Genomic DNA, 14795 nt, shown 5'->3' with positions numbered 1-14795 from the left:
CAATTGATGAGGGGATTTTTTCTATTTAGGTCACATTTGAAACGCGAAGATCAAATCACTTTTTTACCATTTTTATAGACATCTGTCACTAGGTTGGTCGCAAAGAAATAGAAGAGATAATCTAGATTTGGTGCATCGTAAATCGTGATATCGGCCTGTTTTCCAGTATCAAAAGATCCAATAGTTTTGGCACGATCGACTGAATAAGCTGCATTAATAGTTACCGCATTGAGAATCTCAACTGGCGTCAAACGCATCATGAAGCAACCCAGGTGCATGGCAAACTGGAGATTGGCTGTCGGACAGGATCCTGGATTGCTGTCCGTTGTTAGGGTAATGGCCATGCCAGCATCCAACATCTTACGAGCTGGTGCATAGGTATCTTCCATGAGGCTGAAGGTTGTAGCTGGCAAAAGATTTCCGATAACTTTTGCTGCGGCTAGTTTTTGAATACCTTCATCGGTAATCACCATCAGGTGTTCTGCGCTAGTAGATTCCAATTCAGCTGCAACATCCACACCACCGATAGACTCGATTTCATCCGCATGGATCCGCAGTTTGAAGCCCATTTCCTTGGCTTTTGACAGAAGATAGCGGGACTCATCTGCTGTAAAGACACCCTTTTCACAGAAGATATCACAGAATTCAGCTAACTTTTCTTCCTTCACTTTTGGAAGCATTTGCTCAATGATGAGATCTAAGTACTCTTTTGAACGGCCCTTGTACTCCGTCGGGATCGCATGGGCTGCCATAAAGGTCGAAACCAGATCAATTTCATGGTCACGGTCCAAGGCTGCTACTACATCTAATTGGCGTTTTTCAGTTTCCCAATCCAAACCATAGCCACTCTTAGCCTCAACGGTGGTCACTCCATGACGCAACATATAGTCCAACAATCGTTTGGACTTGTTATAGAGATTGTCAAAAGATGCTTCACGTGTTGCCCGAACAGTGCTCAGAATTCCACCGCCTTGAGCGAGGATGTCTAAGTAAGAAACACCCGCTAACTTTTTCGCAAATTCATGTTCACGACTGCCTCCATAGACCAAGTGAGTGTGGCAGTCGATCAAACCAGGAGTTGCAACTTTTCCTTCACAAGATTTTACTTCCGTATGGTCATCGACCAGTTCTGGATCTGGTTGACCTGTCCCAACTGCGAGGATTTTTCCATCCTTAATAGCGATATAAGCATCGGAAAGGATTTGCGCTTCTGCCATCTCTTTTCCATAGAGAGGATGGCCTAAATCATTTGGACAAAACAACTGGTTAAAGTGGGTTAAGATTACATCAGCAGACATATGAAAACATTCCTTTCTATTTCCATTGTTATTCATTTTACAATTCTAAAGAAAAAGCGTCAAAAAAAAGTCAAAAAGTTTCTCCCTCATTTTTTTTTGCTTTATTAAAAATTAAATTTATTTTTGACTCTTTATTGACGTTTCTTGGATACAATAAAGAAAATATAAATTCATAGTCTACACATAAGGAGGTTCCTACTATGTCATTTATAGACGATAAAGAAATTGCAGCTGCTATGTCTGTCAAACTTGACTTTGATGTCCTTCCTGAAAAGGCAACTTTTCAAGAAGGCATCCGTCGTGCACCTGATAGAGGCTTCCGCTTAACGCAAGCTCAGACTGAGATTGCTCTTAAAAATGCTCTGCGTTACATCCCTAAAAAATTCCACCAAGAGTTGATCCCAGAATTTCTGGAAGAACTAAAAACTCGCGGTCGGATCTATGGCTATCGCTTCCGTCCAAAAGATCGCATCTATGGAAAACCAATTGATGAGTACAAAGGAAAATGCACCGCTGCTAAGGCTATGCAGGTCATGATTGACAACAACTTGAGCTTTGAAATTGCCCTTTATCCTTATGAATTGGTCACTTACGGAGAAACAGGTTCTGTCTGTGCCAACTGGATGCAGTACAACTTGATCAAGAAATACTTAGAAGTCATGACAGAGGACCAAACCTTGGTGGTTGAATCTGGGCACCCTCTCGGCCTCTTCAAGTCTAAACCAGAAGCTCCTCGTGTCATCATTACCAACGGTCTCTTGATCGGTGAGTATGACAACATGCGTGACTGGGAAATTGCTGAAGAGATGGGCGTTACCAACTACGGTCAGATGACGGCTGGTGGCTGGATGTACATCGGTCCTCAAGGGATCGTTCACGGTACCTTCAACACTCTTCTTAATGCTGGACGTCTTAAACTCGGTGTGCCTGATGATGGCGACTTAACTGGTAAACTCTTCATTTCATCTGGTCTCGGTGGTATGAGTGGAGCTCAAGGGAAAGCAGCTGAAATTGCAAAAGCTGTTGCCATCGTTGCAGAAGTGGACCGCTCTCGGATTGAAACCCGTCACTCTCAAGGCTGGATTAGTCAAGTAACCGACAGTGCCGAAGAAGCTGTGAAATTGGCTCAAGCAGCACTGGAAGCTGGTGAATCAACTTCTATTGCCTACCATGGTAATATCGTAGACTTGCTCGAATATGTCAACGAACACCAAGTCCACGTTCACCTCTTGTCTGACCAAACCTCTTGCCACAACGTCTATGATGGTGGCTATTGCCCAGTTGGGATCAGCTTTGAAGAACGGACACGTTTGTTGGCAGAAGACAAAGAAACCTTCCATCGCTTGGTCGATGAAACCTTGGCTCGTCACTTTGCAGTGATTAAAGCTTTGACGGCTAAAGGTACCTACTTCTTCGACTACGGTAATGCCTTCATGAAATCTGTTTACGACTCTGGCATCAAGGAAATTTCTAAGAATGGATTGGATGACAAAGACGGCTTCATTTGGCCATCTTATGTAGAAGATATCATGGGACCTATGCTCTTTGACTATGGTTATGGTCCATTCCGTTGGGTCTGCCTCAGCGGTAAACATGAAGACTTGATCGCAACTGACCATGCAGCCATGGAAGCGATCGATCCAACTCGTCGCTACCAAGACCGCGACAACTACAACTGGATTCGCGATGCTGAAAAGAACCAATTAGTCGTTGGTACGCAAGCTCGTATCCTCTATCAAGATTGTATGGGACGTGTCAATATCGCTTTGAAATTTAATGAACTTATTCGCCAAGGCAAGATCGGACCGGTCATGATTGGACGTGACCACCATGACGTATCTGGTACAGATGCTCCATTCCGTGAAACATCCAATATCAAAGATGGTTCAAACGTTACTTGCGATATGGCGGTTCAATGTTACGCCGGTAACGCCGCTCGCGGTATGAGTCTCGTGGCTCTCCACAATGGTGGTGGTACTGGTATCGGTAAGGCCATCAACGGAGGATTTGGTCTCGTTCTAGACGGTAGCCACCGGATCGATGAAATCATCAAATCCGCGATTGCATGGGATACCATGGGTGGGGTTGCTCGTCGGAACTGGGCAAGAAATAACCATGCGATTGAAACAGCAATCGAATACAACCGTCTCCATGCAGGAACAGACCACATCACCATTCCTTATCTTGCAGACGAAGATTTGGTTAAAGATGCGGTTCAAAAATTGTTTTAACATCAAAAAATAAAAACTGAGAAAGGGGAGGAAATACAAAGACTCCTCCTCCCCAACTTCTCCTATAAAAAGAGGTAATCATATGGCAAAAATTGTTGAGTGTATTCCAAACTTCTCTGAAGGACGCAATCAAGCTGTGATCGACGGATTAGCAGCTACAGCAAAAAGTATTCCAGGTGTTACACTGCTGGACTACTCGTCTGACGCCAGTCACAACCGTAGCGTCTTTACACTCGTTGGGGATGAAGAAAGCATTCAAGAAGTGGCTTTCCAATTGGTAAAATACGCATCTGAAAACATCGATATGACCAAACACGAAGGCGAACATCCTCGGATGGGGGCAACAGACGTTTGTCCATTCGTTCCAGTCAAAGATATCACAACAGAAGAATGTGTCGAAATCGCTAATAAAGTAGCGGAACGCATCAATCGTGAATTGGGTATTCCAATCTTCCTTTATGAAGATGCTGCAACTCGCCCAGAACGGAAAAACTTGGCTAAAGTGCGTAAAGGACAATTTGAAGGAATGCCAGAAAAATTGTTGGAAGAGGACTGGAAGCCAGACTACGGTGAACGCAAGATTCACCCAACTGCAGGGGTTACAGCTGTTGGTGTCCGTATGCCACTCGTTGCCTTCAATATCAACCTTGACACAGATGATCTAGAAATTGCCAACAACATTTCTAAAGTCATTCGTGGATCTAGCGGAGGATACAAATACTGTAAAGCAATCGGTGTCATGCTAGAAGATCGCAACATCGCCCAAGTCTCTATCAACATGGTCAACTTGGAAAAATTCCCATTGTATCGCGTCGTTGAAACCGTTCGTTTCGAAGCACAACGCTACGGGGTTCGCATCACTGGAACAGAACTCATTGGTCTGGCTCCTGCTAAGGCTCTGATTGACTCTGCTGAATACTACTTGCAATTAGAGGACTTTGACTACAGCAAACAAGTCTTGGAAAATCACTTGTTGGGTTAGAAAGGGAGTTCTATGAAACTAGTTGACTTAAGTATTACAGAGTTTGCCAAGGTTCTTGGTTCAGATGCCCCAGCTCCAGGTGGCGGTTCTGCTGCTGCCCTATCTGCTGCAAACGGGATTTCCCTTACAAAAATGGTCTGTGAACTGACCATTGGTAAGAAAAAATACGCTGAATTTGAAGACCACATCAAAGGGGTTCACGAAAAAAGTGCTCACCTACAAGACCAATTACTAGAAGCCATTGACAAAGATACAGAAGCTTTCAACGTTGTATCAGCAGTCTTTGATCTTCCAAAAGAAACCGAAGAAGAGAAAGCCGCTCGTCGCGAAGCCATGCAAAAAGCTTTGAAACATGCGACAGTATCTCCTTTCTCTATGATGGAGCTCATCGTTGAGGCGCTTGAAACAACAAAAGAAGCTGTTGGTAAGTCCAACACCAATGCGGCGAGTGACTTAGGTGTGGCTGCTCTCAACCTTAAAGCTGGACTTCAGGGGGCTTGGCTCAATGTCCTGATCAACATTTCAGGAATCAAGGACCAAGACTTCGTTCAAGAATACCACGGTAAAGGACTCGAACTCCTCCAAACAGGTTCTGACCTTGCAGATAACATTTACCAAAGCATTTTAGAAAGCCTATCATAAACCTATCAATCAACTTTATAACTTCAATACTTACAAAGAAAGAAGGGATTCTATGGTTTTATCGGATATTGAAATTGCCAATTCTGTCCAAATGAAGCCCATCACGGAAATCGCTGCTGAACTTGGATTGACTGAAGACGACATTTCGCTCTACGGAAAATACAAGGCAAAAATCGATAGCAATCAACTGGAACAACTAAAGGACAAGGAAGATGGGAAGCTGATCCTCGTGACAGCTATCTCTCCCACTCCTGCCGGAGAAGGAAAGACAACCACCTCTGTTGGACTAGTGGATGCCCTCTCAGCTATTGGTGAGAAAGCAGTCATTGCCCTCCGCGAACCTTCACTCGGCCCTGTCTTTGGGATCAAGGGTGGAGCTGCCGGTGGCGGGTACGCTCAAGTGGTTCCAATGGAAGATATTAACCTTCACTTTACCGGAGACTTCCATGCCATTGGGATTGCCAACAACTTGCTTGCAGCCTTGATTGACAACCACATCCATCATGGCAATGAGTTGGGCATCGATTCTCGTCGCATCACCTGGAAACGGGTGGTCGACATGAACGACCGTCAACTCCGCCATATTGTCGACGGCCTTCAAGGAAAGACAAACGGGGTTCCTCGTGAAGATGGCTTTGACATCACGGTGGCGTCTGAAATCATGGCTATTCTCTGTCTCTCAGAAAATATCCTTGACCTCAAAGAACGCCTCGATCGCATCATTATCGGATACAACTACCAAGGACAACCAGTGACAGCCAAAGACCTAAAAGCTGGTGGTGCTATGGCAGCCGTCCTTAAAGATGCCATCCATCCGAACTTGGTCCAAACCTTGGAGCATACTCCTGCCATCATCCACGGTGGCCCATTTGCCAATATTGCTCATGGCTGTAACAGTGTGCTAGCTACTAAACTAGCCCTCAAATATGCAGACTATGTCGTGACAGAAGCCGGTTTCGGAGCAGACCTAGGTGCTGAAAAATTCATCGATATCAAGTGCCGTATGGCCGGACTCAAACCTGCTGCCGTTGTCCTCGTAGCAACCATTCGCGCTCTCAAGATGCATGGTGGTGTTGCAAAGGCAGACCTGGCTACTGAAAATGTCCAAGCCGTTATCGATGGTCTGCCAAACCTAGACAAACACTTGGCCAACATCCAAAAAGTCTACGGCCTACCAGTGGTTGTTGCCATCAACAAATTCCCACTGGATACAGAGGCAGAGCTAGAAGCTGTCTATGAATCTTGTAAGAAACGCAATGTAGATGTGGTCATCTCAGATGTCTGGGCACATGGTGGAGCTGGCGGCCGTGACTTGGCTGAAAAAGTCATTCAACTGGCTCAAGAAGAAAACCACTTCTCTTATGTCTATGACGAAGAAGACAGCATTGAAACAAAATTGACCAAGATCGTTACAAAAGTCTATGGTGGAAAGGGTATTAGCTTAACACCAGCTGCCAAACGCGAACTCAAAGAATTGGAAGCACTTGGTTTCTCCAACTACCCAATCTGTATGGCCAAAACACAATATTCCTTCTCCGATGATGCCAAGAAGATTGGAGCACCGACAGATTTCACTGTAAAAATCAGTAACCTTAAGGTAGCAGCCGGAGCTGGCTTTATCGTAGCTCTCACCGGAACGATCATGACCATGCCTGGCCTACCTAAAGTTCCTGCCAGTGAAAAGATTGATATCGACGCCCAAGGCAATATCACTGGTCTCTTTTAAGAAAGAGGACGTCCTATGGTGACTATCCTTCATCTTACCCCCGCAGATTATCAGATTTCTACTTGGTCTGGTGGCCAAACCACCCAACTCTTCCTGTCCCCAAAAGAAGGAAGTTATCCAGATCGGACCTTCGACTTTCGCCTCTCCACCGCAACGGTAGAGGTTGAAACAAGTGACTTTTCCGATCTCACTGGCTACCACCGAATCTTGATGCCTCTGACTTCATCGATTACACTCACCCATCAACATCAAGAAGTGGTTTTGAAGCCATTTCAAAGCTACTTCTTTGACGGGGGAGATCCCGTATCTAGCCAAGGGACCTGTCAAGATTTTAATCTAATCTATAAACCTTCCTATCAGGGGCATATGAGTGCTATATCCCCAAAAGAAAGTGTCACGAGTCAGAGTCGCTATCAATGGATCTATGCTCTCTGTCCACTAACACTTGAATGGAAAAAGGGACAATCCTACTCCCTCCAAACTCACGAGCTCCTGTTTATCGAACAAGCATCTCCTCTTCAAGAGATGACAATCACGTTTTCACCCCATCAGTCTGGGGAGCAACCGATTGCTATCTGGACTGCGCTAAAATAATGTTTAAAAGGAGAGACATTATGAACGGAGCACATAAACAGTCGATTGAGGAACAAGAAAAAGCGAAATTCAGCTTTAGCGGTGCCACTCTATACGGTATCAATGCCGTAATCGGATCTGGTATCTTCCTCTTACCTCAAAAAATTTATGCCGGTTTAGGACCAGCTTCTCTAGCTGTCATGTTCGGGGTAGCTGTTCTCGTCATGCTACTATCAGCCTGTCTGGCTGAAACGGCTGGCTACTTCGACAAAAACGGTGGAGCTATGCAATACTCAAAAGCAGCTTTCGGAGACTTCGTCGGCTTTAACGTCGGAATTCTCGGTTGGGCCGTTACCGTTATTGCTTGGGCTGCCATGTTGGCCGGTTTTGCCAAAATCTTCATCATTACTTTCCCAGCATTCGAAGGCTATAACCTACCGATTAGTATCGTTATGTTGGTTCTCTTAAGTCTGATGAACATTGCCGGTCTGAAAACATCTAAGATGTTCACTCTGACAGCTACTGTTGCAAAATTAATCCCTATTGTCCTCTTCTCGCTCTTTGCCATCTTCTTCATTTCTGGTGGCGTGAGCAAGGGCAACTTCACACCTTTCCTCCAATTGGAAAGCGGATCAAATCTCTTTAGTGCTGTTTCGAGTACTGCCGTCTACATCTTCTACGGATTTATCGGATTCGAAACCATGTCCATCGTTGCAGGGGAAATGCGTAACCCTGAAAAGAACGTTCCCCGTGCTATCTTGGGATCTATCAGTATCGTATCTGTCCTCTACATGTTAATCATTGCTGGAACAATCGCCATGCTTGGTGGTCATATCATGCAAACAAATGCACCAGTACAAGACGCATTTGTTGAAATGATTGGCCCTATCGGAGCTCCTCTCGTTTCTTACGGTGCCCTCATTTCAATCGCCGGTCTAAACATTGGTGAATCCATCATGGTTCCTCGTTTCGGTGCAGCCCTAGCAGACGAAAAACTCTTGCCAGCCGGTCTTGGAAAAACAAACTCTAAGAATGCTCCAGTCGTAGCCATTATCATTTCCGGTGCCTTTGCATTCTTACTCTTGTTATCTGGATCTTTCGAATCATTAGCAACCTTCAGTGTTGTCTTCCGTTTCTTCCAATATATTCCAACTGCTTTGGCAGCCATCAAACTTAGAAAAATGTACCCAGATAAAAAGGTTACCTTCCGAGTACCATTTGGTCCTGTTATCCCAGTTCTAGCTGTTGTGATCAGTATCTTGATGATTGCAGGGGACAACATGATGAACTTTGTTTGGGGGGCTATCGGTCTAGTAATTGCTAGTGGTCTTTACTATGTCTTCCACGGTGACAAACTACCTAAAAAACAAAGTAATCCTCACTAATTCTATTTACACACTAGATGGGAACTTTAGCGGGAGTAAAGCATTCCTTTGCTCCCTAGCCCATCTAAGAATCCACGAATATCAAACCTGAGCTCTTTTCTCTAAGACTTCTTTCAATCTTCCTAAGAGCAATAGACAATGGGCTCACGTTTGGTATTCAAACTGAAGTAAACACATCTACTTCTACAGAACAATTCATAATCGGAGGTTTTATATGACTCAATTGATTCATTTAGATGGTAACAGCTTAACACTCGAAGAAGTCATCGCCGTTGCTCGGCACGGTGCCCAATGTGAGTTAGATGAAGCGGCAAAAGAAGCTGTCATTGCATCTCGTAAAATTGTTGATGATATCGTCCGTGAAAAACGTGTTGTCTATGGTGTGACCACTGGATTTGGCTCCCTCTGTAATGTCAGCATTTCTCCAGAAGATACTGTCCAACTGCAAGAAAACTTGATCCGTACTCACGCATCTGGTTTTGGTGATCCACTTCCAGAAGATGCTGTTCGTGCCATCATGCTCATCCGGATCAACTCTCTCTTGAAAGGTTATTCTGGCATTCGTCTGTCAACCGTTGAAAAACTGTTAGAATTGCTTAACAAAGGAGTGACTCCTTATATCCCTGAAAAAGGCTCTCTTGGAGCTTCTGGAGACTTAGCACCACTTGCCCATATGGTTTTACCAATGCTAGGTCTTGGACATGCCTACTACAAAGGTCAACTCTTGAGTGGTCAAGAAGCCCTCGACCAAGCTGGTATTGAAAAGATCCAATTGGCTGCTAAAGAAGGGCTTGCCTTGATTAATGGTACGACTGTCCTAACCGGTATCGGTGCTCTTGCAACCTATGATGGTATCCAATTGCTCAAACTGTCTGACATTGCCGGTGCTCTTTCAATGGAAGTCCACAATGGTATTACAAGCCCATTTGAAGAAGACCTTCATACCATCCGTCCTCAAAGTGGACAATTGGCAACTGCTCGCAATATCCGTAATCTCCTTGAAGGAAGCAAGAACACAACGGTAGCAACCCAACAACGGGTACAAGACCCTTATACACTCCGTTGTATCCCTCAAATCCATGGAGCCAGCAAGGACTCTATTGCTTATGTGAAAACAAAAGTTGAAATCGAAATCAACTCTGTAACAGATAACCCAATCATCACCAAGGAAGGACACGTCATCTCCGGAGGAAACTTCCACGGTGAACCAATGGCTCAACCATTCGATTTCTTAGGTATCGCCCTTTCTGAAATCGGTAACGTATCTGAACGTCGGGTGGAACGCTTGGTCAACAGCCAACTCAGTAAATTGCCATCCTTCTTAGTTAAACACCCTGGCCTCAACTCAGGCTTCATGATCACGCAGTATGCTTGTGCCTCCCTTGCATCTGAAAACAAAATCTTGTCTCACCCAGCCAGCGTAGACTCAATCCCATCTTGTGAAAACCAAGAAGACTTCGTCAGCATGGGAACTACTGCCGCTCGTAAAGCAGCTGAAATCCTCAAGAATTCACGTCGCATCGTTGCGACTGAAATTATGGCAGCCTGCCAAGCTTTGGATCTCAAACCAGAAAATCATGAACTTGGTAAAGGTACAAAACCAGCCTATGACATGATTCGCAGCAAGGTGGCCTTCATTGAATTTGACAAGGACATCGAAATCTTCGAAGAACTCAATAAAGCATCTGCCGTTGTCGAAAGTGAAGAATTCTTAGCAACCATCGAAAAAGCAGTTGACTTAAGCATTCAATACTGATACAGTAAGGATACAGCAGAAAAAGGCTGAGAAAATTTCTCAGCCTTTCCCTTTCTAGCCAAATACAAACAAACGGAGGCATGTAACGTGCTTAGAGATTATTACCCAATGACTTACAGTTATTACCAAGGCAGTATTGAGGACAATCCCTATACAGCCAAATGGGGAATGCTGACGAAGTTTTTGGATTTGAATGATGAAACCTTGACTCCTTTTGAAGAAGTCACCTTTGGAATCCTTGGTTTTAAAAGCGATAAAGGAGTCTATATCAATAACGGTCGCGTCGGTGCTGTCGAAAGCCCTAATGCTATTCGCACCCAGCTCGCCAAACTTCCTTGGCACTGGGGCACCAACGTCACAGTTTTTGATGTCGGAAATATCGATGGCCCCAATCGTTCTCTTGAAGATTTGCAAGAGAGCCTCTCTCTAACTGTCAAACGGATGTTGGAGCTAAATATTCAACCAATCGTCCTCGGTGGAGGGCACGAAACGGCTTATGGTCACTACCTGGGCCTCAAATCCTCCTTGCAACCAGATGAACAATTGGCTGTCATCAACCTAGATGCTCACTTTGACCTGCGTCCTTACGACCAAACCGGTCCCAACTCTGGAACAGGATTTCGCCAAATGGCAGACCACGCAAAAGAAGAGAGCAAAGATTTCCCTTACTTGATCTTGGGCATCCAGGAACACAGCAACAACTTGTTCCTATTCAACTATGTGGCAAAAACACCAAGCATTGATTTCTTAACAGGACAAGATCTCTTCCGGATGAGCCACCAGGCCATTCTTGATCGGATTGATCAATTCTTAGAAAAACAGACAGCGATCTACCTCTCCATCGATATGGACTGCTTTGCCGTTGGTTCTGCCCCTGGCGTCAGTGCCATCCAGTCACTTGGTGTGGATCCAAAACTAGCCCTGATGCTACTCCAACACATTGCAGCTAGCGGCAAACTGATTGGATTTGATATTGTGGAGGTTTCCCCTCCTCATGATATTGACAACCATACTTCCAACCTTGCTGCAACCTTTATCTTTTACTTGACCCAAATCTTGTCTCAACAAAAATAAGATTCAAAACCTCTCTAACATACAAAAGGCTTATCAACATCCAGCCCTTGGGTGTTGATAAGCCTTTTTTTATTCTTCCTTCGTGACATTTGATGAGCTATACTAGATGACTTTTAATCTCTTGAGGAAGAGACGGTCTCTATACGGAGTCAGGTGTTGCTCTGCCAGTTTCTTGTAGTAATTCTTATCTTCTTTCAAGAAAGCACTCAAAGCAGGAACCAGTTGCTCTCCTTGCTCCTTCTGGGCCGCCAAGAAGGCCAAGAGATAATACACCATCCCCTTGTCTCGTGCATTCGTCGTTTGCTTCATGGCTCCTTCTTTACGAGATAGGTAAGTTGCCACCTTCTCTTGCTCTCCGAAATGACAGGCAATTAAGGATTGATAAAATCCGAGCAGTTCTTCCTTCCAAGGGAAGCGAACACTGGACAAAACCTTTTGAGCCCTGTCAAAATAGAATCGGGCTTGGACCAAATCCCCCTTCCAATAGTAGGCAATCCCAAGATCGATTTCAAACACCACTCGGACTGAATCAACAGATTGATCTCCCACCAAGCGTAGGACCTCTTCCAAATGGGTGACAGCTACTTGAAAATGCCCTCTCACTTGCTCTATTTCAGCCAGGTAGGCTAAAGATGCTGCAATTTGAATGGCATACTTGGCCTGCATGCTATTGGTCAGACTAAAGCAATCAATGGAGCGATAGAGGTGGCGGGTCGCCTGCTCCTCATCCCCTACCATCAAATGGTACAACCCCTTCAAGCGTAACTGAATCGCAATCGCTTCATGGTTGTTGGCCTGAATCGCATCTTCTAAAGCCAAATCTGTGTAATAGGCCATTTCAGAAATATTTTCTGTTTGAATGCAATAATAAATGATTTGCCGGTACCCTTCTAAAAGGAAGTCGAGCCGTTTGAGTTCCCGCGCATAGGAGATGACCTTTTGAATATCATGAATCCCCTTTTGGTACTCACCACTTCGAATGAAGTATCGCCCCTCTAGATACAAGTAGCGCAGTTGCAAATACTTGTAGTCTCTATCTTTTTGGTGTCGCGAAAAAAGCTGTTCCAGTTCTCGACGAAGACGAGAGAGTTCCCCAAAAATGTCCAAATGGCTATTTTCACCATCTGATACTACTCCCTCTTCTCCCTTGGAGTATATTGGGAATAGTTCATGTTCCAACTGGAGGATTTCTTCTAAGTAGGTCAGCTCAAAGGATAGGGAACGCAAGTGATTTTGGGACTGCTTGTATTGGTAAGCTATTTCCTTATAGAAGAGCAGGTCTGTCGAATCTTCTAAGGTTTCTTCCAGTTTTTGCGCGATTTGTTGATGGAAGAGACGCCGTCTGGCTGGTGACAGGAGTTGGTAGAAGTACATGGCTACCAATTGCTTGCAAAATTGGACCAAGAGATCCTCCCCTTCCTCCACTATTGAGATGATTCCTCTTTGAGCTAAAGGATCTAATAATGCAGTTAAAACTGAAAGATCTGTAGCTGTCAAATCGGCCAAGATAGACATGGATATCGGCTTATGAAAACAAGACAAATAATGAAGAAGGGACTCCTCTTCACTGCTCAAGTCACCCAGCTCTTGAGACAGATAGGCTTGAATGATATCAGGTAAGGGCTCTAAACTTTCCTTCTCTTTCCACTCTTCTATATAGCTGGACAACAAGAAGGGACTACCTTCACTCCACTCCATCATTTGCTCGATCAGGGCTGGTTCTATCTGCCCCAGTTGCCCTTGCAAGAGTAATCGACTTTCACTCGGATCAAAATTGGTCAACTCTAGCTGGGACAACCGTCTCTCGACTTTTAAACTCCCAAAGAAGGTGACCAAGAATTCCGGCAAAGGCCCCTCAGCTGTAACAATCAGTTGCCATCTTTCCCCGCTACTTTTCTCCTCCAATTGCTTTACTTTATTGAATGAGGCCGCATCCATCCACTGAGCATTTTCAAGCAGAATCAGGAGAGGTTTTTCTTGGCTGAGTCTTTGAAGGTGCTTCCGGACAGCAGGGAGATTGTCCGCTTTTCCTAGAGGAGGAGCTTCCAAGCCCCCACTCACTTTCTCTAGGGAAGCTTTGAGGTCGTCCCAGTTCCCTCCTTCTTCTTGGCGACTGCCGACTTTGCCTTCCAGCTTGACAAAGCTAAAACTACGATTGGACAGCAAGACCAATTGACGCAATAAACGTTTTTTGCCTGTTCCAGATTGCCCCATGACCAAGAGAGGGCCAACCGCTTCCCCCTTCTCTACTAAGGAGAGGTACTCTTCCAGTTGGGACAGTTCTTGTTTGCGACCAAAGAAAGGGAGTTCTCGGACATTCACACGATTGCTCTGTTTACGGGTGCGTTTAGCTTCCAAAACAGAATGATACAGTTCTTCTATCACTCGACTGGGACGAACATTCAGCTCACGATCCAATAAATCAACCAGCTTGTAATAGGTCTCAAAAAATTTCCCCAGCTGGTGATGGACTCTATAATACTCCATCAAGAGCTGGTAGTTCTTTTCTTCAAATTCATCCAGCTCTACTAAATGGTGGAGTAAGGACTCTATACCAGGATCCCCCAGCCCCTCCTTGTCAATCTTTTGATAACAGCTTTCAATATAGAGTTGCTTATAAGCGCTCCGTTTGCGCGAAGCCCACTGGTCAAAGTCCTCATCATCCTTGACATAGAAGCCTTCTAGAAAATCTCCCTGATAAAGATGTAAATTGCTTATCGGATCCCTTTCAAAAAGCTGGACATCCAAAGAAAGATTCAACTCAGGATTAAGGGCCAGGCTACTCCTACTTGGAGAAACAATGACATCTCCTTCAAAGATTTTATTGGCTTGGTAAACAGTATTCCGTAGATTTTTCCGAGCGACTTGGTTTTCCTTATCCCCCCAGAGAATACCCGCAATTTCATCACGGTTAACCTCACCCGATACAGCTAAGTAATAAAATAAAGCCTCCATCTTCGAGAAGGAGAAACGGATGTCTTTCTGTTGGAAAACAACCTTAGGGGGTCCAAATAACTTCAACGTGAGTTCTCTCTTCATTGCAAGCGCCTCCAAAATCTTCATATTAATACTATAAAAAAAAAGTTGCCATTTAGCAAGCGATTGGTCCAAGTAAAAAAGAGACTGAG

At 44.7% G+C, this 14795-nt stretch carries 10 protein-coding genes; 8 read left to right on the top strand and 2 right to left on the bottom strand.

What is annotated here, in order from left to right; all coding sequences use genetic code 11:
• Positions 1–50: 50 nt before the first annotated feature.
• Positions 51–1298 carry an imidazolonepropionase gene (gene hutI / locus AC3E8G_RS01245; RefSeq protein ID WP_272080101.1) on the bottom strand — a complete coding sequence of 416 codons (1248 nt, stop codon included), beginning with the start codon at positions 1296–1298 and terminating at the stop codon, positions 51–53.
• A 200-nt stretch (positions 1299–1498) separates the two neighbouring features.
• Here hutI and hutU point away from each other — a divergent pair, with 200 nt between their 5' ends.
• From hutU to hutG, 8 genes are all read left to right on the top strand, one after another.
• Positions 1499–3529 (top strand): urocanate hydratase, encoded by a 2031-nt coding sequence (hutU, locus tag AC3E8G_RS01240; protein WP_048716395.1) that lies wholly within the window; start codon positions 1499–1501, stop codon positions 3527–3529.
• A gap of 82 nt (positions 3530–3611) precedes the next feature.
• Entirely contained in the window at positions 3612–4511 is a 900-nt protein-coding gene (gene ftcD / locus AC3E8G_RS01235; protein ID WP_490676835.1) for a glutamate formimidoyltransferase, read from the top strand.
• Positions 4512–4523: 12 nt separating this feature from the next.
• Positions 4524–5153, top strand: a complete 630-nt coding sequence (locus AC3E8G_RS01230; protein ID WP_490676834.1) for a cyclodeaminase/cyclohydrolase family protein — start codon at positions 4524–4526, stop codon at positions 5151–5153.
• A gap of 52 nt (positions 5154–5205) precedes the next feature.
• Positions 5206–6879, top strand: coding sequence for a formate--tetrahydrofolate ligase (locus AC3E8G_RS01225; protein WP_490676833.1), 1674 nt, complete (start codon positions 5206–5208; stop codon positions 6877–6879).
• Between the two features lie 15 nt (positions 6880–6894).
• Entirely contained in the window at positions 6895–7473 is a 579-nt protein-coding gene (locus AC3E8G_RS01220; RefSeq protein ID WP_272080091.1) for a HutD/Ves family protein, read from the top strand.
• Positions 7474–7493: 20 nt separating this feature from the next.
• A complete protein-coding gene (locus tag AC3E8G_RS01215; RefSeq protein ID WP_233331178.1) occupies positions 7494–8837 on the top strand; it encodes an APC family permease in 1344 nt (447 codons plus the stop codon).
• A 214-nt stretch (positions 8838–9051) separates the two neighbouring features.
• A complete protein-coding gene (hutH, locus tag AC3E8G_RS01210) occupies positions 9052–10593 on the top strand; it encodes a histidine ammonia-lyase (RefSeq protein WP_490676832.1) in 1542 nt (513 codons plus the stop codon).
• Positions 10594–10680: 87 nt separating this feature from the next.
• Positions 10681–11667, top strand: a complete 987-nt coding sequence (hutG, locus tag AC3E8G_RS01205; RefSeq protein ID WP_490676831.1) for a formimidoylglutamase — start codon at positions 10681–10683, stop codon at positions 11665–11667.
• Positions 11668–11769: 102 nt separating this feature from the next.
• Here the strand turns inward: hutG and AC3E8G_RS01200 are convergent, their stop codons facing one another.
• On the bottom strand, positions 11770–14706 hold the full coding sequence (locus tag AC3E8G_RS01200) for an ATP-binding protein (protein ID WP_490676830.1): 2937 nt from the start codon (positions 14704–14706) through the stop codon (positions 11770–11772).
• Positions 14707–14795 lie beyond the last annotated feature (89 nt).

Source organism: Streptococcus sp. SCPM-O-B-15294 (M123) (genome assembly GCF_058200455.1).
Note: the sequence above shows the minus strand (reverse complement) of the source record. Positions and strands in the feature narration are given on the sequence as shown.

Excerpts from the sequence above, each read along its gene's own strand:
- hutI (WP_272080101.1), bottom strand. The coding sequence starts at position 1,298 with ATGTCTGCTGATGTAATCTTAACCCACTTTAACCAGTTGTTTTGTCCA.
- hutU (WP_048716395.1), top strand. The coding sequence starts at position 1,499 with ATGTCATTTATAGACGATAAAGAAATTGCAGCTGCTATGTCTGTCAAA.
- ftcD (WP_490676835.1), top strand. The coding sequence starts at position 3,612 with ATGGCAAAAATTGTTGAGTGTATTCCAAACTTCTCTGAAGGACGCAAT.
- AC3E8G_RS01230 (WP_490676834.1), top strand. The coding sequence starts at position 4,524 with ATGAAACTAGTTGACTTAAGTATTACAGAGTTTGCCAAGGTTCTTGGT.
- AC3E8G_RS01225 (WP_490676833.1), top strand. The coding sequence starts at position 5,206 with ATGGTTTTATCGGATATTGAAATTGCCAATTCTGTCCAAATGAAGCCC.
- AC3E8G_RS01220 (WP_272080091.1), top strand. The coding sequence starts at position 6,895 with ATGGTGACTATCCTTCATCTTACCCCCGCAGATTATCAGATTTCTACT.
- AC3E8G_RS01215 (WP_233331178.1), top strand. The coding sequence starts at position 7,494 with ATGAACGGAGCACATAAACAGTCGATTGAGGAACAAGAAAAAGCGAAA.
- hutH (WP_490676832.1), top strand. The coding sequence starts at position 9,052 with ATGACTCAATTGATTCATTTAGATGGTAACAGCTTAACACTCGAAGAA.
- AC3E8G_RS01200 (WP_490676830.1), bottom strand. The coding sequence starts at position 14,706 with ATGAAGAGAGAACTCACGTTGAAGTTATTTGGACCCCCTAAGGTTGTT.